This window comes from Sphingobacterium faecium, from assembly GCF_003054045.1.
GTDB classification, from domain to species: Bacteria; Bacteroidota; Bacteroidia; order Sphingobacteriales; family Sphingobacteriaceae; genus Sphingobacterium; species Sphingobacterium faecium.
The window spans coordinates 1-24,328 of the sequence record NZ_QBKH01000011.1; the positions used below are offsets into that span (position 1 = coordinate 1).

The following is a 24,328-nucleotide window of genomic DNA, read 5'->3' on the forward strand; positions in this document are numbered from 1 at the left end:
TAGGCTATAATCTCGCTGACTCCGTCGTAAATTGTTCTTTAGTTCTTTTTTCATAATAAGCTGAGTTAGATGTCAACTTATTTCAGGACGGGACAAGCGCTACAAAAAAAGCTAATCTCCAGATTAGCTTTTTTTGTAGCCTGTTGGCATCCGTTTATCCAGACTAGAAGCCTATTGATCGGTGTACTGATCGATGATCTTTTTGAGATCAATGCCTTTACCCAGAACTGGCTTAAAGATATCGCCTTCACTTTCAAGTCGTTCCAGTGCATTAAAAATAGTAAAATCGCTCATCTTTAGTCCTTTTTTAACTTCGTCCCAATGCAGCGGCATCGATACCGTTGCGCCGGGTTTTGGACGTACCGAATAAGCAGCAGCAATGGTGGCATGCGGTCTATTCTGCAGAAAATCCAAGTACATCTTACCCTTGCGGTCCTTGATGGTACGTTGCAAAGTCGTATAGTCGGGAAGTTCTCGATTTACTAGAGTAGCAATGACGTGCGCAAATTCTTTGGACTGTTCATACGTATACTTATTATTCAAGGGAATATAGATATGCAGACCCGTAGAGCCGCTTGTCTTGCAGTAACAGGGTACATGCATGCTATCGAGTAAATCTTTGGTCACCTTTGCCGTCTCGATGACCTGATCAAAAGAATTTTTATCGGGGTCAAGATCAATAATACAAAAGGTCGGGTGATCGGGTTTTTTGATCGTACTGCTCCATGGATTCATTTCGATACAACCTAGATTGGCCATATACAGCAAGGTCGCTTCATCTTTTCCGACCAGGTACTGCTTGTCTTTTTGATCCGTTTCACTTTTGTACAAATAGGTTTCTGCCCAATCGGGAGCACTATCGGTTACATTTTTAAAATAAAAGCCCTCGCCTGTTATGCCGTCGGGAAAACGGTTCATGCTCTGCGGTCTATCTTTTAAATAGGGCAATATATACGGAGCCACCTGATGGTAGTAATTGATCAGGTCACGTTTTGTAATGTTCTCTTTCGGCCAAAAAATCTTATCGAGATTCGTGAACTTCAAATCCTGTTTATTGATCTTTTTGACCTGCGTTTTGTCCGTCGGATTCAGTAAAGTCTTTTTCATTTTTCCTTGATCAGCGATTATAGGTTCATCCAAACGGTCAACAACCTGACGGGTCGATACCTCTTTTTCCAACACAATACTTTTAGGATCTTTATCCTCCCGTAAACCGAGAAATGAAGGATGGCGCATCACAGCATCTGCGGTCATCTCTGTAAAACTCACTTCGCAGATCAGATCTGGTCTCAACCAGGTAACATCGGCATGTGGCGGGTCGGGACGAAACCGCGAAGCCTTATTCACATCGGGCTTTGTACTAAAGGGAGAGGTCTTGCGGGTCAGGTTTTTAAATTTTCCGAGCAGCTCCTGTTGCAGTTTGTCACTAAAGCCGGTGCCCACCTTGCCCGTGTAAACCAGTTCTTTGCCTTGATAGACACCAACAAGCAGGCTACTAAATGCTTTACTGGAACCTTCATTTTTAGTGAAACCGCCGATTAATACCTCCTGACGTTGGTTGGCTTTAATTTTCAACCAGTCTTTTGTTCTGGTATGGCTATGATAAAGGCTATCCTTGCGTTTTGCCATAATCCCTTCCAGTCCCATCTTCTTTGCCGATTCCAAAAATTTGATGCCCGACGTGTAGAAAGGCGTGCTTAACTTGATCCGTTCACTTTCGGGTAGTAGCTCTTGAAGTATGCCCTTCCTTTCGGACAAGGTCAAGTTTTTCAAATCCTTACCTTGATACCATAGGATATCAAAAACGTAATATAATAAGTCGCCATCTGCTTCACTGCGCCAGTTCTGCAAGGCACCAAAATTAGCATGTCCATCCGCTCCTACCACAACGATTTCACCATCTAGAATAACATCAAGCTCCATCGATTTTAGTTCATCATATATGGGATAGAATTTTTCATTAAAACTCTTGTCATTACGTGATTTGATATCGACCTGTCCACCTTTCAAAAATGAAACAGCCCTATAGCCATCCCATTTTACTTCATACAGCCATTCATCATTGTCAAATGGCTGATCTGTAAGGGTGGCTAGCATGGGTTCTAACCGACTATAAAATGCTTTCTTAGGTGCTTTCTGAAGCAATTTGACCACATCGACATCCGTTCCTTCAGTTTCTTTATTATCTGCTATTTGCTCGTCGATAAGTGCCGCAGCTTTTTTCTTTCCGCTAGGCTTATCCTTCGCCGTACTGTCTTTTTTGATGATTTTCTTGCCATAGACATGATCAGGAGACTTTTCCATCTGGGCGATGCTTTTTTTAGAAATAACCGACTTGTCTTTCAACGTGATGTCTTTCTTGCTGACATGCCTATCCTTCAATTTCATGAAGAGCCAGCTGTTTTCGGATTTCCCGTAGGCTTTCACCAAAGCAAATTCGCCTTTCAGTTTTTTACCGTTGAGTTTAATTTTCAGTTTGCCGGCTTTGAGCTGTTTTAACAGCTCCTTTTCCTGTTTTTTCAGATCTCCGGCAACAGGTTCTGCTGGTTCATAAGTGCCCTCATCCCAAACAATCACCGTACCGCCCCCATACTGACCTTTTGGGATTATTCCTTCAAAAGTCCTGTAATCATAAGGGTGATCTTCGACCATCATGGCCAGTCGCTTGATGTCGGGATCTAGGGATGGGCCTTTCGGAACAGCCCAACTTTTCAGTACTCCATCCATTTCCAGACGAAAATCATAATGAAGGTGCGAAGCATCGTGCTTCTGGACCACAAACCGTAATTCTTGACCAGAAGATTGACCTCCAAAGGGTTCTGTGGTTTTATCCTCCGATCGTTTTTGTCGATATTTCTCTAAAGCCATAATTACAAATTCAAAAAAAAGGACTACGCATTTGCAGCCTTTTAGTAGTTACCTAAAAAATGTAAGTCTCACAACGCCTATCTGTTATTTATGGGTTATGCTGTTTTTTAAATAGTCTTCGAGCGTATCGCGATCAATCGTACCCGTTGCACGGATTGCACCAGTGACAGCTTGTGAAGTGACCCCCATTTTATCTTTAACAGATGGAATTTCATCTTACTTACAATCAATCACTTAGGAACGATCCTGATTTCCTTTTTTTGATTGATCATCTGCCATCGGGTGAAATTTTAATAGTTTACGCTCTTATTTGCCCATATCCTACCTAGATGACCAGTACAATAGGGTCAACGAGCTAGGATATGAAGTATAACAAACTGATGTTAAGAAAGTTCGGCCAAATCGCGAAAGAAATGCCCTCCATTCTGATATGAGATCGTCATGTGGCTCCTGTCCCAGCGATCTCAGGAAAATAGGTTGATCAGCATATGTCCTAGGGCAAAGAAGACCTGCACTACTTCAGTTTTTTAAAAATTTCGAGCATAGCATCCCGATCGATATGGGTCATATCAATCAGCTTTAAGGCTTTTATCATGGGCCGTGTAGACGTTTTATAGTGTTCAAAATGAGGAGTCTTCAAGTGGGATTGATAGGCTTCTTTATCGGCATAGATTTCCACAATCCGCACTTGTGTCGGATCTTCCTGTTGGTACATCGGGAAGATCGCAATGACCCCTGGTTCCCGAGCAACAGAAGCTGCGGCTTCCTCTTTCAGAATGGCTTGGTAAGCTTCCAGATATTCGGGCTGTATGGCTATCTCGGAGATCCGGACCATCATATCCGTCTTGATTACGGGCACCGCAGGTATATCGATCAGTTTCCTGACGGTATTGGCCTGTGTGGTACTGACATTTGTTTCGATGATTCCAGCTAGTTGTTCGAGTTGATGCTGCGTGATACCGGTATTCTTGCCCATTTGAATGTGGGACTTTAACTGTGCCTCTACCCCAGGCATCGATGCTAGCGCAGCAATGGTGACCAGTTCCCTCTGCTGATAATTCAGCACATCGCTTGCAAAAATATCGGCAAACAGATGTTCTTTCAAAAAAGCATCCACGCGCGGGGCAAATTCGCCAAAGCCAGGTGCAGGTTTAGCCTGTGTGGTCTGTGTCAGTTCTTCCAGCACTTTTCTGCCTTGCTCGTATTTGTCCTTCGTGCTGCTGTTGACCGTAATTGCCTGACCAGTTGCATCGACTATGCCCCGGCTCTTTCTTTCATCCACAACAGACATAAACACCTGGATCGCGTTGAGGCTTCTGGGAAAACCCGTATACGCGTAGAGCTGTACCAGTGCCTCTTTGATTTCATTTTGGGTAAGACCTGCATCCAAGCTCTTGTGGAGTGCGGTATGGAGCTGGTCCATATTTCCAGTTGCTGTCGAAGCCGCAATCTTGACCAGGCCTTGCTGCTGGCCAGACAGCTCCGTCGTATTGTGTTGTGCATGTACCATAGCTATCGTGATCGAGAGCACAAAAACGAGCAGCGCCCTGAGTGGTTTGTTCTTGTTCATGATGTCCGTTTTTATGACTAGTATTGTTGTTCCTTATTTTTCTATACAAAGCTCAGCTTTATATGTTTGACTCCTGCATATAAAACACGGATTTATTTACCAGTTTTACGGATATGACAGATTTGTTGTTCATCCTAGGGGATCATTTATTAATTTTGTACAATCATAAATGTGAACAAGATGGATGAAATAGAAAGAATCGACACGGTCAAGCAGTACAATGATTCATTGGGAGTTGACACCCTTCATCCGCTGGTCAGTGTCGTCGATTTTGACAACATGCCTACCTATCTGTATGTGAAACGAAATATGGGCATTTATGCTATTTTTTTAAAATATATCCAGTGTGGAGACCTGCGCTATGGCAACCAGGCTTATGATTATGCAGACGGTACATTGGTATTTATATCACCTGGGCAGGTGTACGGGATCGATCGTCAGGGTTCGATCATCAAGCCACAGGGCAAAGCACTGGTCTTTCATCCCGACTTGATTGGAAACACGGCTCTAGGGAGAAAAATAAAGGATTATCACTTCTTTTCTTACGAAGTGAACGAAGCACTCCATCTTTCTAAGAAGGAACGGGCCATCGTAAACGACTGTTTTGATAAAATTGCCTATGAAACCGATCAACAGCTAGACCAACATAGCCAAACGCTACTCGTGTCCAATATCGAGCTGTTTCTGAATTATTGCATGCGTTTCTATGATCGGCAGTTTAGCACGCGTACCCAGGCAAATCAGGATATCCTCAGTCGATTTGAACAGGTATTGCTGGCTTACTATCAATCTGAACAACCACAGATACTAGGCATACCCTCTGTGCGTTACTGCGCCGATCAGCTCCATCTTTCCGCCAACTATTTTGGTGACCTGATCAAAAAAGAAACCGGAAGAACGGCATTGGATCATATTCAATCCACCATGATCAATGAAGCGAAAATCATGCTCTGTGACCACAGAAAGCAGATCAGTGAAGTGGCTCAGCAACTCGGATTCACTTATCAGCAGCATTTCACACGCCTTTTCAAACAAAAAACGGGCCTTACACCGCAGGCATATAGAAATGCGCATTAAGCTGATTCAACGAAAGAAATGATTGCTTTAGTCATGGATTCCTAAATAGCTCGAGATCAGCTGTTGATCGACATCAGGTCTACTGGAGATCAACAAGGAACTACTTTCTCCAAAACAAATCACTTTCAGCGAATGGTCTGCTTTACTCCTGTGCAGAACAAAAAAACCGGCACTTTCCACTTTTCCTGCTGCACTGACCATATCGGCATGCAGGATGCTCGAAGAGAATAATACGGGTGTATCTTTTACAATTAAATATTTTTGAATAACCATAACGATGCGATTTTTATTTCGTTTACAAAATTACCAGAGACCCCAATCTTATCCTGCCCAAATAAAATTTAAAACGATCCAATGCGGACATTTATCCACTTTCAATACCCTGAAAGACATGTTTTTAACAAAATAGAATTTGAATCCGAATTGGAATATGCGTTGAATACCAAACTTTATTTACTTACTTTGAGTTAATTATATAGCGTGATCGAGTACAATAATATCAAGTAGACTGCATGAGAGAAGTTGTCCATGAATATGGTGTAAAATTAGACTGGATGGACAATTTTGTCCAACAGATGGACGGTCACATGAACGGACAGTTTATGATGATACCGGATGATATCCATACGGGGACACGGTATATTTGCCCTATTAGTGAAAATATAACAGCATTTGTAGTGGATGTCGAATATCACCAAGATGTATTGTACAAAATTCGCAATACCGATACGGATTTTGTTTGTATGCATTTTAACCTCACGGAAGGACAGGGCACAGTCAAGCTCCATGATCACTCCATACCCAGTAGCCGCTGGACATACAATATTGTCATTATGGATGCTATTTTAGAACAGGATTATCAGGTAAAAGCAGGCAGCAAAAGCTATCTCTTGCATATCTTTATTAAGAAAGATACGGTCAGAAACTTTATCTCCGCACTACCCAAACATGGAGCCTTGCTGGATACCATCTTTAACCCGTCAAAACATACCTTTATAAAATTTGATAATATGACACCACAGTCTTGGTGGTTGATGAATGAATTAAGGAAAATACCCATCGGAGGACCTCTATTTGATCTATTTTGTGCTGGAACAGTCTACAGTCTGCTGGCCGAATATATTGAAAAAATGAAGCAGGCAGAAATCATTATTCAGAAAGTTGTGGATGAGGATATTTCCAGTATTTTCAAATCTCAGGCGTACTTGATCGCTCATATGAAACATACATTTCCAGGTATTCCGTTTTTAGCAGAACAGGCCTGTATGTCTCCAACAAAATATAAAAATATTTTCAAACTGCTGACCACGCATACTCCAAATTCTTATTTTTCAACCAACAAATTAATAGGTGCTAAAGAAATGCTTGAAAAAGGAGGACATACGATCAGTGAAGTCGCGCACGAGTTTAATTTCCCCTCTCCGGCTCGACTTTCTGAACTGTTTAAAACCCAATTTGGGACTATTCCAAAAGATTACCTAACTCGATTATAGCGATGATTCAAACCCCACCTATACCTTGTGCTTATCACTATTCATTAGATCCATCATGGCAACAGTCTCTGATCGACGTTCTTGGGGGGACATTAGAAGATGATAAAATATTAACGCTTCCAGCATCTGTCGCTACCGGTCAGTCCATCTTCTTACAGGTTTTACCCGGTCTATCGGTTTCTTTATTTGACTTTATCTTTCATCAGCCAATCGCGTTTTCCAGAGTACCCAGTAACGAAGAGTTTTTAATTGCTTATTTTGAAATGAGTGATGAGATGACCACCCATGTCACCGACGGGATAGCACGCAAAATCAGCTATCACGCGACATTGGGTATGGGCTTACTTGACTGCAGCACGTTAAACGATATTACTGTACCTGTCGACACCAGAATGTATAACTTAAGACTCTTGATTGATAAGCAATACCTGAAAACACTTGTCGATCCATATGATGAGATGGAAGTGAATAAACTTTTATTTGATCAGAGCAAAAATACCATGTCCTTTTATAGCCATATCGATAGCAAAAGCAAAATCTTGCTCAATTCGTTGAAAAATAAGAGTTTTGATGACCCCACTATAGAAGTACATTTACGCGGGCTTTCCTTTCATCTATTATATTATTTGGTTGAAAAATCAAAAACAATTGAACCCATATTGACCAAGATATCGGAGCACGATATTTTAAAAATTATGGTAACTTCTGAATACTTGCTCAAAAATCTATTATCCAACTTTCCAGGATTAACTGATCTGGCCGACATGGCTGAAATGTCATTAACAAAATACAACTTACTGTTTAAAAAGATGTTCAAGGTCACACCGAAAGCTTTTTTTACCAGACAGAAGCTTCTACTCGGGCGGAAATTACTTCAGAATGGTCATGTGACCAACATCCAAGATCTAGCCTACGAGTTAGGTTATTCAAAACCCTCTTATTTTAGCGCACTCTATAAAAAGGAATTCGGTGTTCTACCCTCAGCCGATCTAATAGCATAATGCGCTCATGCAGAATATGAGCTTAAGCTCGGATATACGTATCCGATATTGTCGTTATGTAACGCCCTCGCATCACTATGTTCATATACATAAAAGAGGTTAAACAACTCATCGATAAGCCACTATAACCTCCTAACTATTCTATAATTTTTTCCCATATCTTTCTATCTAGCGTAATCGGCATCGGATTATTACTATAATCAAACCATAAGATACCAAGTAAGCGCCCCGTTGTGGAGCGCTTCACTTTCCTTAATCGATGCTGGATCAACATCCTCACAAAAGTTACTTCGGTCTGCGTTTTCCCACTTTTCCCAATAGCCTACTGGTCAGATAGCTCACGGCCGTACCGACCACGGCCATAAGTGCCGTCTGCAAGAGGTCACCAAAAGAAAAGCTCGCGTAGATGGAACACAGCGTGCCACCGAGCGTCCCGATCCGGATATCATTCCCTTTCATCGGGCACCTCCTTTTCTTTTTGCGCGTTGCCCTTCTCTGTTGGCGGAGACTCCTCCGCTTCCTTTTTGTCTGGATCATCCAATACCGTTTCCACCACACCAAGCCCCAGTGCGATATATTTGAGCATCTGTAAGGCCTTTCCAGGCCATTTAATCGGCGCAAGCAGGACCACCTGCAGCGCACGGTTTATTTTTGTTATTATTTTTTTCATTTTTGTTTTTGTGTTAGATGGTTATGGGGTTAGTAAAAAGCTAGAAAGTGAAGGAGTTAGTAGGTTAGAAAGTCACTTCGTCACTGGGTTACTGGTTACTCCGTCACTTGGTCACTTGATCACTTCGTTACTTGGTCACTTAACAACCAAATACACCTCCTCGCCTTTTTCCCAGCAGGCATACACCAGTGCCTTGAGTTTGGCCAGCGCTTGACCGCTTGCATGTCCTTTTCCTTCACCCGTGAGGGTGGTGACCGGAGCGATACAGCCCAAGAGTTCCTTTTGCGCATCATTTGCAGCATGGATCAAGATCGCCTCCCGTCCCAGCACATGCGGAATACCGATCTGCTCCCCATGTTTGGGGTAACGCCTTTTTTGCAATTGATATTGACCCGTTGGGATGCAGCTGATCCGAGGGATATTATTCCGATCTGGCAGTTCGATCGTATGGCAGATCAGTTCACCACGATACGTCAAAGTTCCATTTGTTCCATTTGCTCCATAAATCCGTTGGAGCAGCAGGATATGTTTTGTTTTCATGCTGTTGAATAACCTAAATATTGCGAACGGGCATATTTTTGTCCCGTCCGTTCTGTCACCATCAGATAGAGGTGCAGTCCTTCATCCTGAAATTCTTTCCGCATCGGTAAGATGACTTTGCCCTCCCGCCTCTTCCAGGTCAGCTCATTGACAAAAGCATACCCTTTTTCTACCTGATAGGCACAGAGCGTCAGATAATCATCGGCGGCACTATATGCTGCAGGAAACCAGTGATGTGTCACTTCAATACGATCGGGGTAACGGCGTATCTGATCAACCTGCACATCAGCCACGGTACCTGTGCTCAGCAACACTTTGGATGGATCCACCTTTGGCTCACCGTCCACGATCTGGATCGCCGTACGCAGCAGATGGCCCAGCGCGAGCGCTGATGCAAATGATTTTTTTCGTTTAGCCTTTTCAGCATAGCCTTTCTCGACCAAGTCTTTCAGCGGAACCAGGTAGGCAATCCCCGCTCTAAATGCAGCCCTTGCACGCGCCTGTGCAGGACTGCCTATTTTTTTAGCCATATCTATTGATCTTTTGAAATAAGGGGCCAGGCCAGTTCGGCCTGACCCCATATGCGCATTAGTCTAGCTGTACCTCTCCCAGATACACACTTTTGGATACCCTGGTTTTAGATCGGTTGGACAAGAAAATCCAGGTATGGACCGAACCTGTCTGCAGATGATCCGAAACGATAAAGTTGATTTCCCCATTGGCTCGTGTCCCTGGATTCGGAGTCGACATAAATTCATCCTTTTCCGGATGGTAAGCCAATACGTACACCAGGTCGTCGCCATAGGTCTTGAAGTTCTCGCTGACACCCGTATCCCAGGTGAAGCTGAGTTCACCTGCCGTGTACAGTACACCGAGCGTCCCTGCACCATAAAGCGTACCATCGGAGATGCTGACCTTGGCATAGTCGAGTTCAAAGTTAGGGTAAGTACCCCTGATCGCCTGTTTGAGATTAAACTGAAAAGCCGCATTGATCGGAGTTACTTTTTCCGTATTTTTACGACCGAACCCGATCTGCAAAAAGACATTGATCGGCAGTAGAAAACGCATCAATGTTCTGAATTTTTCCTGCTGCACGAGCTGTTGTTCTGACGAGGGCTTAGATCTTTTTTTATAAAGACCTTTGATGTAGTTGATACTTTTCCAGCTACTTCCTATTACTGAGCCGGCTTTACCCTTAAAGCCACCATTTGCTCCATTTACGATTGTTCCCATATTTTTTTATAGTAATGTCAACGCTGTTTTATACCGGTATTTTCGATTGACATAACAAACATAAGACGCAGTAAATCAACAAACAATAGCATGGCATTGAAAGACCGAACCGAGACCGATCGGCATCGCGTTTTTGACCGATGTCGGACCGCATGCGACAAAAAATAAATTGAAAACAGGAAATTTTTGCGTTAAGAGATCCATCAATAAACCATCAATAGCAGACCAATTTCTGCCTATTGCCCAGCTCGCTACGAGTCTGCTACGAGTGCGCTTCGAGCTGGCTTCGACTTTTCATGCGGTTGAGTCGAAGGAGCCTCGAAGCTCGGTCGAAGCGCACTGAAGAAAAGGTAGAAGTTGGTTAGAAGAAAGTCAGAAGAAAACTATAAAAACAGGAGAACACCCCCCATTTCCAGTTCCACAAAAAATCGTCTCTCTAGGTGCGAGAGACGATGGATCACAGACGCTGCATGCAGCTCAGTATACAAAGAGTTGGAGCCTTATCCGCGATAATGCTGACGCAGCCGCTCGACATCCGCATCGCGGTAGCAGCGTTTGTTGCGGCTGCGTTTAGCTACACAAACATGGGTTCATCTTCCATGAGGTCGAAGACGGTGTAGCCCGCGATCCAGATGTCATCCAGCGTTTGCATGTCGTTTTCCATCATTTTCAATTTTAAGTTAAACCTTCTATTCATTTATCAGCTGATATCCAAAAATGCAGAAGATTTTGATCAATAGCGATTTGGGGGAAATATGATCCATTAGCCACGTTGAATGGTTAAAACCAGCAGAAGGTGTAGGTCAAATAACCATTCATCCCTCCTATTGGTCATTCGTCCCTCCTATAGGTTAGTTTTCCCTGAATAGCCCTTTATAACAAATCTTTTTATATCTTACAGGTCTTTTTTAGCCAGAACACCATTATAAAATTAAGCCATGAGCAAAAGTAAAGAAGAGCTTTTAGCCAGTTTTTTAAAGACCTCCATACAAAAGGGGTATCTGCCATACCCGAATTGACGGATGCATCTGAAGGGATCCACTTTTTGAAAGGCGAGTACCTGACCAACAAATGGGGAAAACTTGACCTCATTGCCGGAAGATATATTTAGAAAATATGAAATGACACGTCCCGTATGCTATGCCATTAGCCGATTTTGTGCCTTATTTATCTCTTTCCAGATGCCCGGGAGCCACGGGCTTGGATTCAAAAGAACCTTTTTGACGGAGAAAAATAGTTAAAATTACAATTGTTGCAACAGATAGAAATTCACTTTGCCAATTTTGAAATGTTTCAAACCAAAAAGGAGGTTCTTTCAGAAAATCACTTAAAGTATTTACAGGTTCATTTTTAAGGAGTTGCTCTTGATTATAATCAATAAACTGCCGTGTAAATTTCCTATCCAACTGATCAGAAATAACAATATAAAAGAAATGGCTAGAGAATTTTGGTTAATCGACAATCTCCAGCCTCCGCATTTTACAGCATCGGGCTTTGCGAGGTCTGGGTCTACTTCTTCGTGTTTTTCGATATATGTTGACTGGGCATAACCAAATCTGCCTGAGCTAAACAGTAAGTATAACATATAAGGCCATCTGTAAAAATTCGCTTTGAAAATTTATAAAAGTTGCTGAAAAAAAATGCCCACTAGTAAGATAAACACCTATTTTAATTTCCTCGTTGAATTGCTGAAGCTTCAGCATTAGATTGAGCTGCTATGAAAAAATCTTATGATCACTTCTCTAATTGCTAAAGTCATTCTAGATCTTTTTTGTCGTAAAAAATATAAAAATTAGTTTTAATTGTGTCGTGTATTGATTTTAACTTTTTTACTGTAATAGTTGTGGGAATTCCTGATTGCGTCAATACCTGATTGCGTCAATAAAGGTATATAAATCACGAAAACCAGTATTTAACCTGACAACTTTCAAGCCTTTCCACATGTTTATTAATAGAATAAACAAAATTAATTGGATGCAAAACCGCTACTTAAAGCGCTTTCATACAATTATTCTCAATATTGTGTTGAACGTTTGAAACGTCCAATTTGCAAATAAAATTTAGTGCTATGACAAATGAAGAAAACAAAATCAGTAGACGTAAAGTAATCGGCGGTATCGGAGCTGGTGTTGCCACATTAGCAGTTACACCGTTAATGGGAAATGAGAGTTCGTCCACAAACCAAAAACTTGGATACGATATGGAAGATCCAAGAATGAAGTTTCCCAAACCTCCATTTAAAGAACAATCTCAGCCATGGCCAGGACTTGCCAGTCAAATGAATCCAAGGCCTGACCATGGAGAAACTTCCTATCGCGGCTCAGGCAGATTAAACGGACGTAAAGCATTAATCACAGGTGGCGACTCAGGAATGGGAAGAGCTGCTGCAATTGCTTACGCTCGAGAAGGTGCAGATGTAGCCATTAATTATTTACCTGCTGAAGAAGCTGATGCTAAAGAAGTGATTGCGCTGATTAAAAAAGAAGGCCGCAAAGCATTGGCAATACCAGGTGATCTCCGGGATGAAAATTTTTGTAAAAAATTGATTACCGAAGCCGTATCTGGACTCGGTGGGCTCGATATTCTTGTCAACAATGCAGGTCGACAACAAACCAGGCCATCCATTCTTGATATCAGCTCAGAGGATTTTGATGCGACAATGAAAACTAATATTTATGCTCCTTTCTGGCTTACTAAAGCAGCTCTACCACATCTGAAGGCAGGATCTTCTATTATTGCTACCACCTCAGTTCAAGCGACAGACCCTTCTCCAGATTTATTCGATTATGCACAAACAAAAGCTGCAAATACAAGTTTTGTACGTTCTTTGGCAAAACAGCTGGGATCTAAAGGAATCCGTGTCAATGGTGTTGCTCCAGGCCCAATATGGACCGCCTTACAGGTTAGTGGCGGGGCAACAATGGAAAAACTTGTCAATTTCGGTAGCGACACCCCACTTGAACGACCTGGCCAACCTGCAGAATTGGCCTCAATATATGTACAACTTGCAGCCAATGACGCAAGTTATGCCACAGGACAAATTTATGGATCTGCCGGTGGTGGAGGTCAACCATAACGTAGCATTTTGATGGCAGGTATGAGTCGAAAAAAATATTGGCACTAAAAATATGGAATTAGGTTAATAAACCTCTAAATAAGTAGATGCAGTAGGATTTGAACCAGAACGTACTTGTATGGATAAAGTTAAAGCTACCGTCAATTTTGAAATGGGTTCGATGAAAGTGCTCGATCTCTGCTTTGAGGCGGTAAGAAGGATGGGTACGGTATCAATTGTGGGCTTGTATGGCTCGTCTTATGGTAACTTTCCACTCCACCGGGTCTTTGATAAAGGAATTACCATAAAGCAGGGTGAAGCTCCTGTACTGAATTATATTGACAAACTAATCGAGCTGGTTAATGACGGCAAGGTTGTACTAGATGATATTATGACTCCTACGTTATGATTGGATGATGCAACACATGATTATAAAATTTTTGATAAAAAAGAAGAAGATTGTGTAAAGGTTATCCTTAAACCTTAATTATATTTGTTAAACATAGTTATAAAAAAAAGAAGTGAGTATCTGAGTATTTCAATGGGACTGAAAAGTGATCATGGGAGTGTAATACAAACTATGTTAAATGTTCAATTACCGCGCCTTCGGGCGGTAATTGAACAATTTTATTACTGTAAATCTAACACCATTCTTCCCGGAAACCAAATCGCTAATTTTTGCGCCGTTGTTACCCAATTGTCCATGCCGTCGTTCATTTCTTTTTAATATTTTTTTATGCTATAGAAATCAGTGTCATATCCGAACCGAATAACCCATTGGCGTTGGTTACTTTACGGATCTGGCAGTGGAACTCGTCGATCGTATTGTTCATATAGATCAATTTATAAAAAAGATTTTCTAGGTCCCGTATGCTCTAAATTTACGTTGATTCCACCGTCTTATGAATACCTTTCCATTTTCAAATCTGTAGAAAGAGGTCTCCCGCTCTTTTTCATAAGGTCTAATGAGTGTAAAGCACTCCCCTTCTGGCAACTCCATAATCTCATGTATGGTGCCTGCTGCCACAAAATGTGAAGTTCCTTCTTTTCGATGATGTATCGATGTCGTATAAGTTCCGTCTGCATGAATTTCATAAATTCGTTCCACATAACTCCCTTTTAAGATATGCGTCGTGAAACTGAATGGATGATCATGAATGTGCTCGTGTTGATCTTTTTCGCTGAAATGGTGAATCACCGCATCGAAAGGCAAACCCTTCAAGTGGTGCTTCATAAATACCGCATTCATTTTTTCACGTTTAGTCTTAATATGAATCATGTTTTCTAATTTATATTTTTATTAGCAATAGTTTCAAATCGAAGAAACAAGGCTATTTGGCACCTCCTTTTGACGCGCACTATTCGTTTTCGATTTATAAAAATAACGAAAAAATAGCAGTTACAATTGTCCATTGGTTTTTATTCTATAACTTCAATTGATAAAATATGATGGCAATTCCTACCTGTCGTCGATCATACCAATTTTATCAAATGGATATGAACGAATTGGTATTTGAATTGTATTTATTTGTAAGTTCTCGGTTTTCTGAAGAGACGCAAGCGAAATCTTTCAGGTAGTGGATAATGCGTTATGTATTAAAAGATCTAAATGCGTACTGAAAAATAAAATATGATGAAAAATCCCGCACAACATGATACTTTTTTCTCTCGATCAGCAATCTCGCCGAGCGTAAAATTCAGTATCGTTATTCCAGTGAAGAACGAGGAAACCTATATTTGGAATACACTCTCCTCTTTTGCTGTACAGGTTGATCGATCGGGTAATCTGCTGGATCCAGATGTATTTGAAGTATTAGTTTTGGCCAATAATTGTACGGACCGCTCCGTCAATTACATTAAAGGTTTTCAACATGACCATCCACACCTTCATATTCATTTGCAGGAGGTGATATTAGAACCGAGCGAAGCCAATATCGGCTACATCCGCAGAAAACTGATGGAATGCGCTTATGCCCGACTATCTCAAAATGGTGGCGGTACCCTGCTAACGACAGATGCTGATACGACGGTAGCCTCAGATTGGATTGCACAGACAAACTGGGAAATAGAGCAGGGAGCTGAGGTCGTCGGAGGAAGAATATTACTTGCTGATGATGAGCTAGAAGGCCTGGACGAATTTACACGTTTACATCATTTTAAAGACGAAAAATATCACCTCCTAATTGCTGAGCTAGAGGCGAAAATCATCGATCCTGCTGTTGACCCTGTACCCAGACATCATCAACATTTCAATGGTAGTTTTGCGATTACCACAGATTGCTACGCTCGCGCAGGAGGTGTTCCCATCGTTGACCAACTGGAGGACTGCGCATTTTTTGAACGATTAGAAAGCGTAGATGCCAAAATTAGACATAGTCATCTAGTCCAGGTCCATACATCGGCTAGATGCATCGGTCGGGCCGAAATTGGTCTTTCCTACCAATTGAATGCCTGGAAGAACTTAGGAAACCAAGTAGAAGAATATTTTGTAGAGTCATGTACATCCATTTTCCACAGGCTCCATCGGAAGAAAAGCCTGCTCCACGTGTGGGAACTAAAAGACCGACCCGAATTTGACTTCTATCTAGAGATGAGCAAAATAATTCCGGAAGTGGCCATCGATAGTGACTTAATGACCATTTTTAAGAACAGCCGATATTTTGGAACATGGTATGGAACAATTATGCAACTCAGACAGATCCAAGATCAACAGGAATTTCCTGCAGTCCATATCGATACAGCTATAACAGATTTACAGGCCAAACTGGAGGAATACGCCCATCAAGATCTAGCCCAGACATCAATTCGATAATTTTCTGCTCTGTTGGAGAAAACAGATTTCATTTTGTCCCGCATCAATTGCTCAAAACGATCATGTACTTCATCCCCTGTTTGAGGATAGTCGGGTACTTCGGGGAGCCAATGGACAAGAACAATATGACCTCCAGATACCAATCTTTCATACAAAGCACCTATAGCAGCTTTCCAATCTGCTGCTGACAAATAATAAGCAACTTCTGAGATCATAATTAAATTAAATTGATCTGCTGGTAATTCCTTTGGAAAACTTGCTTTTTTAAACGTTACATTTCTTACATGTTCACATCGTCTTGCGGCAATATCCAACGCTTTTTGTGAAACATCTATAGCCAATAAATGAGTACATCTTTGCGCTAGTAGTTGCGTGAGTACGCCGATCGAACACCCCACCTCTAAAACTCGCTCCTCCTGCTTATTCGGAAGAGCTGCGATCGTTGCCGCATACTTTGCAGCCTCATAGGTACTGGTTTCAAAATTCCAGGGATCTTCGCTCCTATCATAGATATCCTTGAAGTAATCCAAATTTAAAGATTTTTTTTCCTTCATGATTTTGATATAAAAAATGTTTCATACGGTACAGCAAATCGACTCAGCATATTCGGTGAAAGTCTAAATCCCTCTGGATCGTCACTGATCAAATCAGTAATTTGGGAACGATGCTGTGCTATCGCTTCTTGTTTCTGATGCAGCACCTGGCTAATATTTAAACGAAAAGGTATGGACTCCTCCTGTGTTGGCTCATCTCCCGCGACACCTAATTCTTCCAGCCAAATCGGATATTCATATATTTTTGCGACAGCAGTATCAGCAGCCTCTATGATCTGAAAAGCAGCGCGGTGATCAGGATGTGGATCTCTCCGCCATGGTACAAATATACTTTGCGGTTTTACGATCGCTAGCAGTTTCGCCATATTTTGTACTGCTCCATCAAATCCTTCACTATGCATCGTCGGCACATTTCTGTCTGGATATCGACAAAAAATAATATTTTCAGCAGGTACACTCAGTATTTCAGCGGCATCCAGCAGTTCTCTCTCGCGCAAATCGCGCAGTTTTTCACGAGGATAGGCTTTGCTGTTTGGATGTGACCGTGTTCCATCGCTCAACAGGACGATATATACCCTCTGCCCATATTTGCGCAATAGGGAGATTACTCCCCCACATCCTAAGCTTTCATCATCGGCATGTGGAGCAACAATCAGCGTGGTGCCAAATCCTGTGACGCACTGTTCGGGCGCCAGTGGGATATGATTATACTTTTCTTGATTCATTATTTTTCTTTTTATAAATACTTAGATTCCACATTTCGTCGGCAGCAACACCATTGTGTACGATATATTCGCCAACTTCTGCCAATACGGTATCAGGAGCGGGTTGCCGCAGATAAGTACTGAGATCACGGATGATTCTTTCGAAATGATAGGGCTTGTTGAGTCCACGGGCACCGACACATTTTTGACAAAGATTCATGATATCGATGCAGATCTGCTCGATAGCGGTTCGCATCATGTTGACATATATCATCAATTTTTTTTCCTCAGCTTTGGTCGAATTTTTCATATAGTGATCCATTCTACCGGCTGCAGCCTTCAACCACAGATTTCCTGACTCGACCAAAATGGCCATTTGACCCAATCGTGTATTTTGAAAAGGGTCCTTTATCCTGTTTAAACGGATCAGGTAGATTCTTGTTTCATCTAATAATTGTTCAGCTGCTCCCAACTGTACAGCCGCAAAGCGTACCGATCCACTGCTAAAACCAGGTTGTTGATAATATTGGCCCGCTGATCCCAACATATTTATTTTGGCAATAGGCGCTTTGACAAATGTCATTTTAAAACTTCTGCTGGCCTTCATTCCCATGGGGTTCCACCAGTTCGGATCACTGATGATATGTACCTCCTCCATGGGGACGACACACATGTGCCAAGATCCATCTTTTTTTGCAGCCGTGACGATGGGCCGGGTAACATAATCAGTGCCTGTGGCAAAAGTTTTAGAACCCGTTAAATGGTAAGTGCCTTTTTTGTTTTTTGATAAGACGGTACCGTCCTCAGCTTGCGTATTCCACACAGCAAAAAGCCTACCCCTTAAGGCGTCTGCGGCAAAGCGCTTTTTTTGTTTTTCACTGCCAAATTGATGGATTAACAGCTGTGCATTGATATGTCCTTCCAGCACCCTTCCCATCACTAAGTTACCTCTGCCTATATGTTTCAAAATGGTCAGCATTGCTAGATTAGTACCGGGTACCAGTCCTACATCCTGACCACCATATCTTTCTGAAACACTTGCCATCAAAAGCTGGGCAGATGTGAGTTGTGCCAAAGTTTTTTCGGCAAAAGAATAGACATCGTCCGTTTCTGCCGCTTCTACCAATGCTGATTCTCCAATAACTTGCGCAGCAAGTATTAGTGCGGCTAATTTGGATCTCTTGTTTTTATGTTGATGATTTTTCAAACGCTAAATAATTCATGAATAGGATTAATGATGGTTATGACAGTTGACTGTTGCTCTTCAGAGCGAAATGACTTTAGAATTAAAAAGTAAATAATCAGCATCTGTTAATGCCTGAAAGGTATCGATCTGTTTTTTAAAATTTAAAATTGCGCTGATCGTCCTGATATCAGGTACTCGTGTCAGGGTGTTGGTATCAAAAATATCATAGATTCCGCTGTGATGCCAGTATGCTAAATCATCCCAATCCGGACGATCGACAATAGGATAAAAACAGCAACCCCAAAGCGGCACTCCTGACTGTAAAATAGCCATACATTCTTTTGTAATGGCATGAACCCATTTGGCACGGTCTTCTCCAGGATGACTGGTTTCCGAAATGACAAGTGGTCGTCCATACCGGATAAAGACAGTTTCCATGAGCGACTGCAAGGATCGAAAGTAGGGATGAGCCGGCTCTTCGGCCCAAGGTAAGATCTCATGCGTCTCATTGATCCACTGATTATTATAATAATAGTTAACACCTATAATATCGAGATATTCAGGTTTCCCCCTCAGTTCCGGACACATCGCACCAGACAGCATATCATGCACCTGGAATTGTTCCTGATGTCTTTTTTCAGCTTCAACCACTGATACCAGATTTTCAGGATCGTTGGTGACGATACTGATTAATGGCTCCGTAATCATGATCCTTATGGAGGCATCTACTTCTTTCATCCTTTCTATGCCTTCTATATAGGCTTTCATCAGGGCATATTTGACCTCCCAACCCTGCCCGGTACAGTACGGAGAGGTGCCTCTCACATCTCCTCCCAACCAGGAAAGAAAACTAACTTCGTTAATGGGCGTGACGATTAAAACACCTTCTGGCACCAGACTTCTATATTTGATGACAAACTCGCGACACAACTGGCTAAATCTTCGAGCAAACATCGGATGCAGGGGTGTCAGGTCATCCGGAAAACCAAAGTGACAGATATCCCAGATGACCTGAACTTTTTTAGCCTGAGCAATTGTGATCATCCGCTCTACTTCTGACCAATCGTACTGATAGGGCTGATATTCAACATGACTCCATCTGATACCTTCACGAATCGTTTGGATCTCGAGGCCAGCTAGCGCATCAAAGTCTTGTTCGAGATAGCGGTCATGCCCAGATGCCTGAAATAAATCTACCCGGTTTCCAAATGCATTGAGGTGATCCGCGCATTCAAAACCTCCCATCAGAAAACTACTAAAAGGGCTCTGATGGGAGGGTGAAAAATCATGACTGAACATAGACTTCCTGATTTTTAATTTTTCGAAAAAGTACCAGTGACTGCGCGACTACCTGATCCATATTATAATACTTATAAGTCCCCAGGCGACCTGTAAAATATACATTCGGATGCTCCTCTGAAAGCTTCTTATACAGGTTATAAATATCCTGGTTTTGCTTCCTTGGAATCGGATAGTAAGGGTCACCTTCGGCCGTTGGATATTCGTACACAATGGTGGTTTTCGGATTCTTTTGTCCTGTGAGGTATTTAAACTCTGTTATTCTCGTAAAGAGATTGGATGTTGGGTAATTGATGGTTCCGGTTTCCTGATATACTTCCTGATCTAACGTTTCAAATTTAAAATCGATGGAACGGTAGGGCAGTTGACCATAGCAATAATCGAAATACGAATCGATCGGTCCGGTATAGATCAATGTCCTAAAAGGAATGACGTCTATAATATCCTTATAATCGGTCTGTAGCATGATGCTGATATTCCGATGCGACAGCATTTTCTTGAACATTTCCGTATAACCATTTTTCGGCATGGCCTGAAAGCTATCTGTAAAATAGCGGTCATCTTTATTGGTTCTTGTGGGTACGCGTGCGGTTACGGAAGCATCAAGCTCCGAAGGATCGAGATCCCACTGTTTCTTGGTATATCCTTTAAAAAATTTCTCATATAACTCTTTCCCGACAACATTAACCACGACATCTTCCGAAGTCAGGATCGGATTTCTTTTTTCAGCTTTTGATGCCAGAAAATCAGTCACCTCGTCGGAAGTTAGATTTTTACCGTACAACTCATTTATGGTCGTCAAATTAATGGGAATAGGAACCAGTAAACCGTCTACACTACCTAAAACTCGGTGCTCATATGGGCGCCATTCGGTAAACCTACTCAGATATCGAAATACCTCCTCCGAATTGGTATGGAAGATATGAGGTCCATATTTGTGAATAAGTATCCCCTCTTCATTGTAATAATCATAGGCATTCCCCGCAATATGATCACGTTTGTCCACGATTAATACCTTGTTTCCTTCTTCAGCAAGACGCTCCGCTAAAACCGCTCCGGCAAAACCGCAGCCTACAATTAAAAAATCATACATGATCGATCTCCTTTTGTACATTTGTCACCTGATCAGTGCTTATTTTTACTTGATTACTTCTTCTTACTTGATTGATGAGTGCATTCATTTTAGCATAAGTGTGATCCCAAGATTCATTTTCAAGAAAACGATCTACTTTATTCAACCACTGCTCTTTTTCCTTGCTTGCCCCTATTTTTTCAGCTTCTCTAATAAATGAAGTGGGATTATCGACTATCTGCACCAATCCTGCACTTCCATAGGGATGAACAACATCTTTTATTGCCGTTGAGATCACAGGTTTTCCCGCTGCTAGATACTCTGGTGTTTTGGTAGGGCTTATAAATTCCGTAGATTCATTTAAAGCAAATAAAATCAACGCCATATCCCAATGCGCAATATATGCAGGTAATTGCGTATAATTTTTTGGGCCTAAATAATGAATATTGGCTGCTCGTGGTAAATCATTGGGATCAATTTTGACAACAGGTCCTATAATCACGAACTGCCAATCGGGACGTTGTGCCGAAACTTCACACAGCAGTTCGATGTCAAACCGCTCATCAACAACACCAAAAAATCCCAATCTCGGAAAACCGATCGGTTTTTGATCTTCAGGTTCCTGCTGAATGCCCCTAGCCTGGCCAAAATGTTCCTTATCAATACTGCTGGGCATCGCATGAATATTATGATGTCTATGTTTCTTTGCCTGAAACAGAGAGTGACCACCGGTGAAAACGACATCTGCTTTTTGAAATAATTCATTTTCCAATTCCAAAAGTTGCGGCGGAGCAAATCTGAAAGCTGAAAGCTCATCCATGGAATCGTATATTACCATTTCAGGTTTCAACTCTCGGGTAAACTGAAGTGCCATTGGTGTATAGTACCAACTGATATACTGTTCGATATGATAATCTTTTAATACTTGATGGATGAGCGCTTGGATCCGACTGTCAGTCGTTTCGTCATGACTGGTGATCAGCAACTCCACAATACAAATATGGTCCTGTGCATGTACCACATATAGATCGGCATGCCCAATCTTGGGTTCTTCAAAATAAAACACCCGGTAGTCCTGAGCAAATCGAGTCAGGAGGTGTTGCGGTCGCTGATAAACGAAATTCCAGGACAAATGACTAAAACATAATAAGTTATGCATATTTAAATGTGATTTAATCGTTAACAATCTAGGGATACAGATCCAGTCGAATAGGAGAAATACAGCCTATGGAGATCAAGTAGATCCTTTCTATAAATTGATATTTTTTAAAAAATTAATAAAAAAGCCTGTTAAGCTTAAATGAAATGACTGGTTTACACCAGTTGAATGGGCTGCTCAGTTGTTGGCCCTTCAACTGTCGCTATAGGTAATAACCATGTTGGATCCTCCTTTTACAATGAAATAATAACTGCTAACACCCTTTGGCTATTGGCATTTCGTGTAAGGTTGAAATATGAAATTTTATATGATTTCAACCTGTACTTTTAGTCCGCTCCTGATTTTGCTTTTTTTTCTTTTATCATGTGCTATGCTCTCCTATTTTTTTGATTTTTTATTGGCTTTTGCAAGTACTGTTGCGGCACCGCTCGAACACATTGCTATTAAGACAATCGATCATGCTAAATGGTTCGGTATGGTTGCTGAAATATTTAGTTTTAAAAAAAAATATGCGATCTGAGACTTAAGGTGCTGAAATATTAAACTTATTTTTAACCATAATTGTATGATTTGTTAATCAAACGAAAATCCTTAAATGCGCAACAGGGTATGGCACCCTATCTTCATACCACAGAAGATACCATTCTTTTATACCCCACTATAAAGGGAAGCTAAAGAGTTGACTCGGGAATCATCTAGTGAGCACTTGTGATTTATTTCATAGTACTAAAGGATCTGAAAGAACCTTTGCTTTCACTTACTGTTAATGATGTTAGAGTGCTTAAATAAAGCTTATTAAACATATTTACAATAAGCCTTTACATGATTCTAGAATCTATCCAAAAAAGATCACGTTGGAGTAGTACTTCCTGAACACTTATTAAATTATAGATCATTTCATCTGCATGATCAAGACATTCCCATCGATGGTGATGTTCCTTTACAGCCAATACTTTAAGGATTGCATCCTGGTCGCAGATCCATATATCTGACTCTACTACAGTGACCTGCCTCCTTTCGAACCACTGTTGAGCCTGCTTGGCATCTAAACACATTAGAGACTCCGTCAAAACTTCCATATCTTTCATTTCATAAGAAACATGTTCCTGATAGTACATTTGAAGATAGTTGAAATAGATGTCATGGTCCCCCGTTCTTAATGCATGATTACGGATCAGTACGCGCTGAGGATCGAAAGAAAAATCGTAAATTTCTGGATTGGTCGTAAAATGATAACGGAGATCGTATAGCTTGCACTTTTGTTGCAAACGCTGAGCATGATCATCTTCTATCAAAACATCTCCTGAAAGTTGATTATCTTCCAAAAGATTCAAAGCCTGATCAATGATCAAAACAGCTGGTTTTTTGAGGTCAATATTGCTCCCGTTATATTTCAATTGTAAAAGATATTCTTGTACGTTGCGGATGCGAAGAGGTTGCCAAGTTGGATTTGACATGTTAACAGCATCGTAGGTGGTCAACAAATTATATCCTTTGCATTTAAGGTCTACTAGTAGGGATCGGGATAAGCTGGTAAATTGCATAACAATAGGGATTAAATCAATACAAAATATACTTTGTAGTATTTTATTATAATTAGAACAAATGTTACCTATAAGTGGTTTACTCTCTTCGTGTATTTCCTACATCATTATTTGCCTTGACTTATCAGCAAGATCAACTTTACAAAGAGTTATTTGTTATATCAATAGAACTGAATTGGCAGATGATCTACGTTCACGAATGACAGGAATTTAATCATCTGAGATTTTATTTGTTTGATCATTAAAAAGAGAAATTATGCCCTGGTACAATAATGACTATCCACCGTCCTATAAAAATCAGCCCGTCCATATTCGGGATAAAGCTGTAGAAATTGCGAATGCCCTATTACAGGAAGGGAACGATGAGGGAACGGCTATCGCTATAGGTTTGAAACTTGCTCGCGAGCATTTTGCAAAAAAGGAAGAGGAAAATAATATCGCGAAACTAAAAGATGATCATACTATCTGATCATCTCTACTATAAACTTTAA

Annotated in this window: 23 protein-coding genes and 2 pseudogenes; 7 read left to right on the forward strand and 18 right to left on the reverse strand. The window is 41.3% G+C overall.

Going from position 1 to position 24,328, the window contains the following annotated elements; all coding sequences use genetic code 11:
- Positions 1–171 precede the first annotated feature (171 nt).
- Positions 172–2,868, reverse strand: coding sequence for a DNA ligase D (ligD, locus tag C8N37_RS21335; protein WP_108160816.1), 2,697 nt, complete (start codon positions 2,866–2,868; stop codon positions 172–174).
- 514 nt (positions 2,869–3,382) lie between these two features.
- On the reverse strand, positions 3,383–4,438 hold the full coding sequence (locus C8N37_RS21340; protein ID WP_108160817.1) for a carboxymuconolactone decarboxylase family protein: 1,056 nt from the start codon (positions 4,436–4,438) through the stop codon (positions 3,383–3,385).
- Between the two features lie 279 nt (positions 4,439–4,717).
- On the opposite strand from C8N37_RS21340, the gene C8N37_RS21345 reads away from it, so the two are divergent.
- Positions 4,718–5,515, forward strand: a complete 798-nt coding sequence (locus C8N37_RS21345) for a helix-turn-helix domain-containing protein (protein ID WP_307724997.1) — start codon at positions 4,718–4,720, stop codon at positions 5,513–5,515.
- Positions 5,516–5,542: 27 nt separating this feature from the next.
- Here the strand turns inward: C8N37_RS21345 and C8N37_RS21350 are convergent, their stop codons facing one another.
- Positions 5,543–5,788 carry a hypothetical protein gene (locus C8N37_RS21350; RefSeq protein ID WP_108160819.1) on the reverse strand — a complete coding sequence of 82 codons (246 nt, stop codon included), beginning with the start codon at positions 5,786–5,788 and terminating at the stop codon, positions 5,543–5,545.
- A gap of 239 nt (positions 5,789–6,027) precedes the next feature.
- Between C8N37_RS21350 and C8N37_RS21355 the strand changes: the two genes are divergently transcribed.
- Together C8N37_RS21355 and C8N37_RS21360 are read left to right on the forward strand one after the other, a co-directional pair.
- Positions 6,028–7,008: a helix-turn-helix domain-containing protein gene (locus C8N37_RS21355; RefSeq protein WP_108160820.1), complete on the forward strand. Its 981-nt coding sequence runs from the start codon at positions 6,028–6,030 to the stop codon at positions 7,006–7,008.
- A gap of 2 nt (positions 7,009–7,010) precedes the next feature.
- The gene (locus tag C8N37_RS21360) at positions 7,011–8,009 is read left to right on the forward strand and encodes a helix-turn-helix transcriptional regulator (protein ID WP_108160821.1); all 999 of its coding nucleotides are present in this window, start codon (positions 7,011–7,013) and stop codon (positions 8,007–8,009) included.
- A gap of 445 nt (positions 8,010–8,454) precedes the next feature.
- Here the strand turns inward: C8N37_RS21360 and C8N37_RS21365 are convergent, their stop codons facing one another.
- The 6 genes and pseudogenes from C8N37_RS21365 to C8N37_RS23235 all read right to left on the reverse strand — a co-directional run bounded on the left by C8N37_RS21365 (position 8,455) and on the right by C8N37_RS23235 (position 12,155).
- Entirely contained in the window at positions 8,455–8,679 is a 225-nt protein-coding gene (locus tag C8N37_RS21365; RefSeq protein ID WP_108160822.1) for a hypothetical protein, read from the reverse strand.
- 135 nt (positions 8,680–8,814) lie between these two features.
- Positions 8,815–9,219 (reverse strand): DUF5675 family protein, encoded by a 405-nt coding sequence (locus C8N37_RS21370; protein ID WP_108160823.1) that lies wholly within the window; start codon positions 9,217–9,219, stop codon positions 8,815–8,817.
- On the reverse strand, positions 9,216–9,749 hold the full coding sequence (locus tag C8N37_RS21375) for a DUF6266 family protein (RefSeq protein ID WP_108160824.1): 534 nt from the start codon (positions 9,747–9,749) through the stop codon (positions 9,216–9,218). The genes C8N37_RS21370 and C8N37_RS21375 overlap by 4 nt, the downstream gene beginning before the upstream one ends.
- Before the next feature lie 58 nt (positions 9,750–9,807).
- On the reverse strand, positions 9,808–10,452 hold the full coding sequence (locus C8N37_RS21380) for a DUF6266 family protein (RefSeq protein WP_108160825.1): 645 nt from the start codon (positions 10,450–10,452) through the stop codon (positions 9,808–9,810).
- 1,163 nt (positions 10,453–11,615) lie between these two features.
- Positions 11,616–12,037: pseudogene (locus tag C8N37_RS23315) on the reverse strand (DUF6766 family protein).
- Complete coding sequence (locus C8N37_RS23235) at positions 12,018–12,155, reverse strand: DUF6766 family protein (RefSeq protein ID WP_307724996.1); 138 nt, start codon at positions 12,153–12,155, stop codon at positions 12,018–12,020. Before C8N37_RS23235 ends, C8N37_RS23315 begins: the two are co-directional and overlap by 20 nt.
- A 365-nt stretch (positions 12,156–12,520) precedes the next feature.
- On the opposite strand from C8N37_RS23235, the gene C8N37_RS21390 reads away from it, so the two are divergent.
- On the forward strand, positions 12,521–13,528 hold the full coding sequence (locus C8N37_RS21390; RefSeq protein WP_108160826.1) for an SDR family oxidoreductase: 1,008 nt from the start codon (positions 12,521–12,523) through the stop codon (positions 13,526–13,528).
- A 118-nt stretch (positions 13,529–13,646) separates the two neighbouring features.
- Entirely contained in the window at positions 13,647–13,916 is a 270-nt protein-coding gene (locus tag C8N37_RS21395) for a hypothetical protein (RefSeq protein WP_244914500.1), read from the forward strand.
- Positions 13,917–14,137: 221 nt separating this feature from the next.
- On the opposite strand, the pseudogene C8N37_RS23340 reads toward C8N37_RS21395, so the two are convergent.
- Positions 14,138–14,352, reverse strand: a pseudogene (locus tag C8N37_RS23340) (IS256 family transposase); the annotation flags it as partial.
- A 14-nt stretch (positions 14,353–14,366) separates the two neighbouring features.
- Positions 14,367–14,786: a hypothetical protein gene (locus C8N37_RS21400; RefSeq protein WP_108160827.1), complete on the reverse strand. Its 420-nt coding sequence runs from the start codon at positions 14,784–14,786 to the stop codon at positions 14,367–14,369.
- Between the two features lie 351 nt (positions 14,787–15,137).
- On the opposite strand from C8N37_RS21400, the gene C8N37_RS21405 reads away from it, so the two are divergent.
- Positions 15,138–16,319, forward strand: a complete 1,182-nt coding sequence (locus C8N37_RS21405; RefSeq protein WP_108160828.1) for a glycosyltransferase — start codon at positions 15,138–15,140, stop codon at positions 16,317–16,319.
- Here C8N37_RS21405 and C8N37_RS21410 read toward each other — a convergent pair.
- The 7 genes from C8N37_RS21410 to C8N37_RS21440 all read right to left on the reverse strand — a co-directional run bounded on the left by C8N37_RS21410 (position 16,289) and on the right by C8N37_RS21440 (position 23,837).
- On the reverse strand, positions 16,289–16,873 hold the full coding sequence (locus tag C8N37_RS21410; protein ID WP_108160829.1) for a class I SAM-dependent DNA methyltransferase: 585 nt from the start codon (positions 16,871–16,873) through the stop codon (positions 16,289–16,291). The two genes, C8N37_RS21405 and C8N37_RS21410, sit on opposite strands and share 31 nt — an antisense overlap.
- Entirely contained in the window at positions 16,870–17,598 is a 729-nt protein-coding gene (locus tag C8N37_RS21415) for a PIG-L deacetylase family protein (protein ID WP_108160830.1), read from the reverse strand. The genes C8N37_RS21410 and C8N37_RS21415 overlap by 4 nt, the downstream gene beginning before the upstream one ends.
- Positions 17,579–18,784, reverse strand: a complete 1,206-nt coding sequence (locus C8N37_RS21420; protein WP_108160831.1) for an acyl-CoA dehydrogenase family protein — start codon at positions 18,782–18,784, stop codon at positions 17,579–17,581. Before C8N37_RS21420 ends, C8N37_RS21415 begins: the two co-directional genes overlap by 20 nt.
- Positions 18,785–18,841: 57 nt before the next feature.
- Entirely contained in the window at positions 18,842–20,008 is a 1,167-nt protein-coding gene (locus C8N37_RS21425; RefSeq protein WP_186812871.1) for an amine oxidase, read from the reverse strand.
- Between the two features lie 40 nt (positions 20,009–20,048).
- Positions 20,049–21,155: a UDP-galactopyranose mutase gene (gene glf, locus C8N37_RS21430; RefSeq protein ID WP_108160832.1), complete on the reverse strand. Its 1,107-nt coding sequence runs from the start codon at positions 21,153–21,155 to the stop codon at positions 20,049–20,051.
- Entirely contained in the window at positions 21,148–22,293 is a 1,146-nt protein-coding gene (locus C8N37_RS21435) for a glycosyltransferase family 1 protein (RefSeq protein ID WP_108160833.1), read from the reverse strand. The genes glf and C8N37_RS21435 overlap by 8 nt, the downstream gene beginning before the upstream one ends.
- Positions 22,294–23,111: 818 nt before the next feature.
- A complete protein-coding gene (locus C8N37_RS21440) occupies positions 23,112–23,837 on the reverse strand; it encodes a hypothetical protein (protein ID WP_146171117.1) in 726 nt (241 codons plus the stop codon).
- A gap of 256 nt (positions 23,838–24,093) precedes the next feature.
- On the opposite strand from C8N37_RS21440, the gene C8N37_RS21445 reads away from it, so the two are divergent.
- Positions 24,094–24,306 (forward strand): DUF2188 domain-containing protein, encoded by a 213-nt coding sequence (locus C8N37_RS21445; protein WP_094772205.1) that lies wholly within the window; start codon positions 24,094–24,096, stop codon positions 24,304–24,306.
- The last annotated feature ends 22 nt before the right edge of the window (positions 24,307–24,328 follow it).

Coding starts and splice junctions, on each gene's coding strand:
- ligD (WP_108160816.1), bottom strand. CDS start 2,868: ATGGCTTTAGAGAAATATCGACAAAAACGATCGGAGGATAAAACCACA.
- C8N37_RS21435 (WP_108160833.1), bottom strand. CDS start 22,293: ATGCATAACTTATTATGTTTTAGTCATTTGTCCTGGAATTTCGTTTAT.
- C8N37_RS21340 (WP_108160817.1), bottom strand. CDS start 4,438: ATGAACAAGAACAAACCACTCAGGGCGCTGCTCGTTTTTGTGCTCTCG.
- C8N37_RS21445 (WP_094772205.1), top strand. CDS start 24,094: ATGCCCTGGTACAATAATGACTATCCACCGTCCTATAAAAATCAGCCC.
- C8N37_RS21370 (WP_108160823.1), bottom strand. CDS start 9,219: ATGAAAACAAAACATATCCTGCTGCTCCAACGGATTTATGGAGCAAAT.
- C8N37_RS21360 (WP_108160821.1), top strand. CDS start 7,011: ATGATTCAAACCCCACCTATACCTTGTGCTTATCACTATTCATTAGAT.
- C8N37_RS21415 (WP_108160830.1), bottom strand. CDS start 17,598: ATGAATCAAGAAAAGTATAATCATATCCCACTGGCGCCCGAACAGTGC.
- C8N37_RS21350 (WP_108160819.1), bottom strand. CDS start 5,788: ATGGTTATTCAAAAATATTTAATTGTAAAAGATACACCCGTATTATTC.
- C8N37_RS21410 (WP_108160829.1), bottom strand. CDS start 16,873: ATGAAGGAAAAAAAATCTTTAAATTTGGATTACTTCAAGGATATCTAT.
- C8N37_RS21405 (WP_108160828.1), top strand. CDS start 15,138: ATGATGAAAAATCCCGCACAACATGATACTTTTTTCTCTCGATCAGCA.
- C8N37_RS21400 (WP_108160827.1), bottom strand. CDS start 14,786: ATGATTCATATTAAGACTAAACGTGAAAAAATGAATGCGGTATTTATG.
- C8N37_RS21375 (WP_108160824.1), bottom strand. CDS start 9,749: ATGGCTAAAAAAATAGGCAGTCCTGCACAGGCGCGTGCAAGGGCTGCA.
- C8N37_RS23235 (WP_307724996.1), bottom strand. CDS start 12,155: ATGCTGAAGCTTCAGCAATTCAACGAGGAAATTAAAATAGGTGTTTAT.
- C8N37_RS21390 (WP_108160826.1), top strand. CDS start 12,521: ATGACAAATGAAGAAAACAAAATCAGTAGACGTAAAGTAATCGGCGGT.
- C8N37_RS21355 (WP_108160820.1), top strand. CDS start 6,028: ATGAGAGAAGTTGTCCATGAATATGGTGTAAAATTAGACTGGATGGAC.
- C8N37_RS21395 (WP_244914500.1), top strand. CDS start 13,647: ATGGATAAAGTTAAAGCTACCGTCAATTTTGAAATGGGTTCGATGAAA.
- C8N37_RS21345 (WP_307724997.1), top strand. CDS start 4,718: ATGCCTACCTATCTGTATGTGAAACGAAATATGGGCATTTATGCTATT.
- C8N37_RS21380 (WP_108160825.1), bottom strand. CDS start 10,452: ATGGGAACAATCGTAAATGGAGCAAATGGTGGCTTTAAGGGTAAAGCC.
- C8N37_RS21440 (WP_146171117.1), bottom strand. CDS start 23,837: ATGCAATTTACCAGCTTATCCCGATCCCTACTAGTAGACCTTAAATGC.
- C8N37_RS21425 (WP_186812871.1), bottom strand. CDS start 20,008: ATGGGAGGTTTTGAATGCGCGGATCACCTCAATGCATTTGGAAACCGG.
- C8N37_RS21365 (WP_108160822.1), bottom strand. CDS start 8,679: ATGAAAAAAATAATAACAAAAATAAACCGTGCGCTGCAGGTGGTCCTG.
- glf (WP_108160832.1), bottom strand. CDS start 21,155: ATGTATGATTTTTTAATTGTAGGCTGCGGTTTTGCCGGAGCGGTTTTA.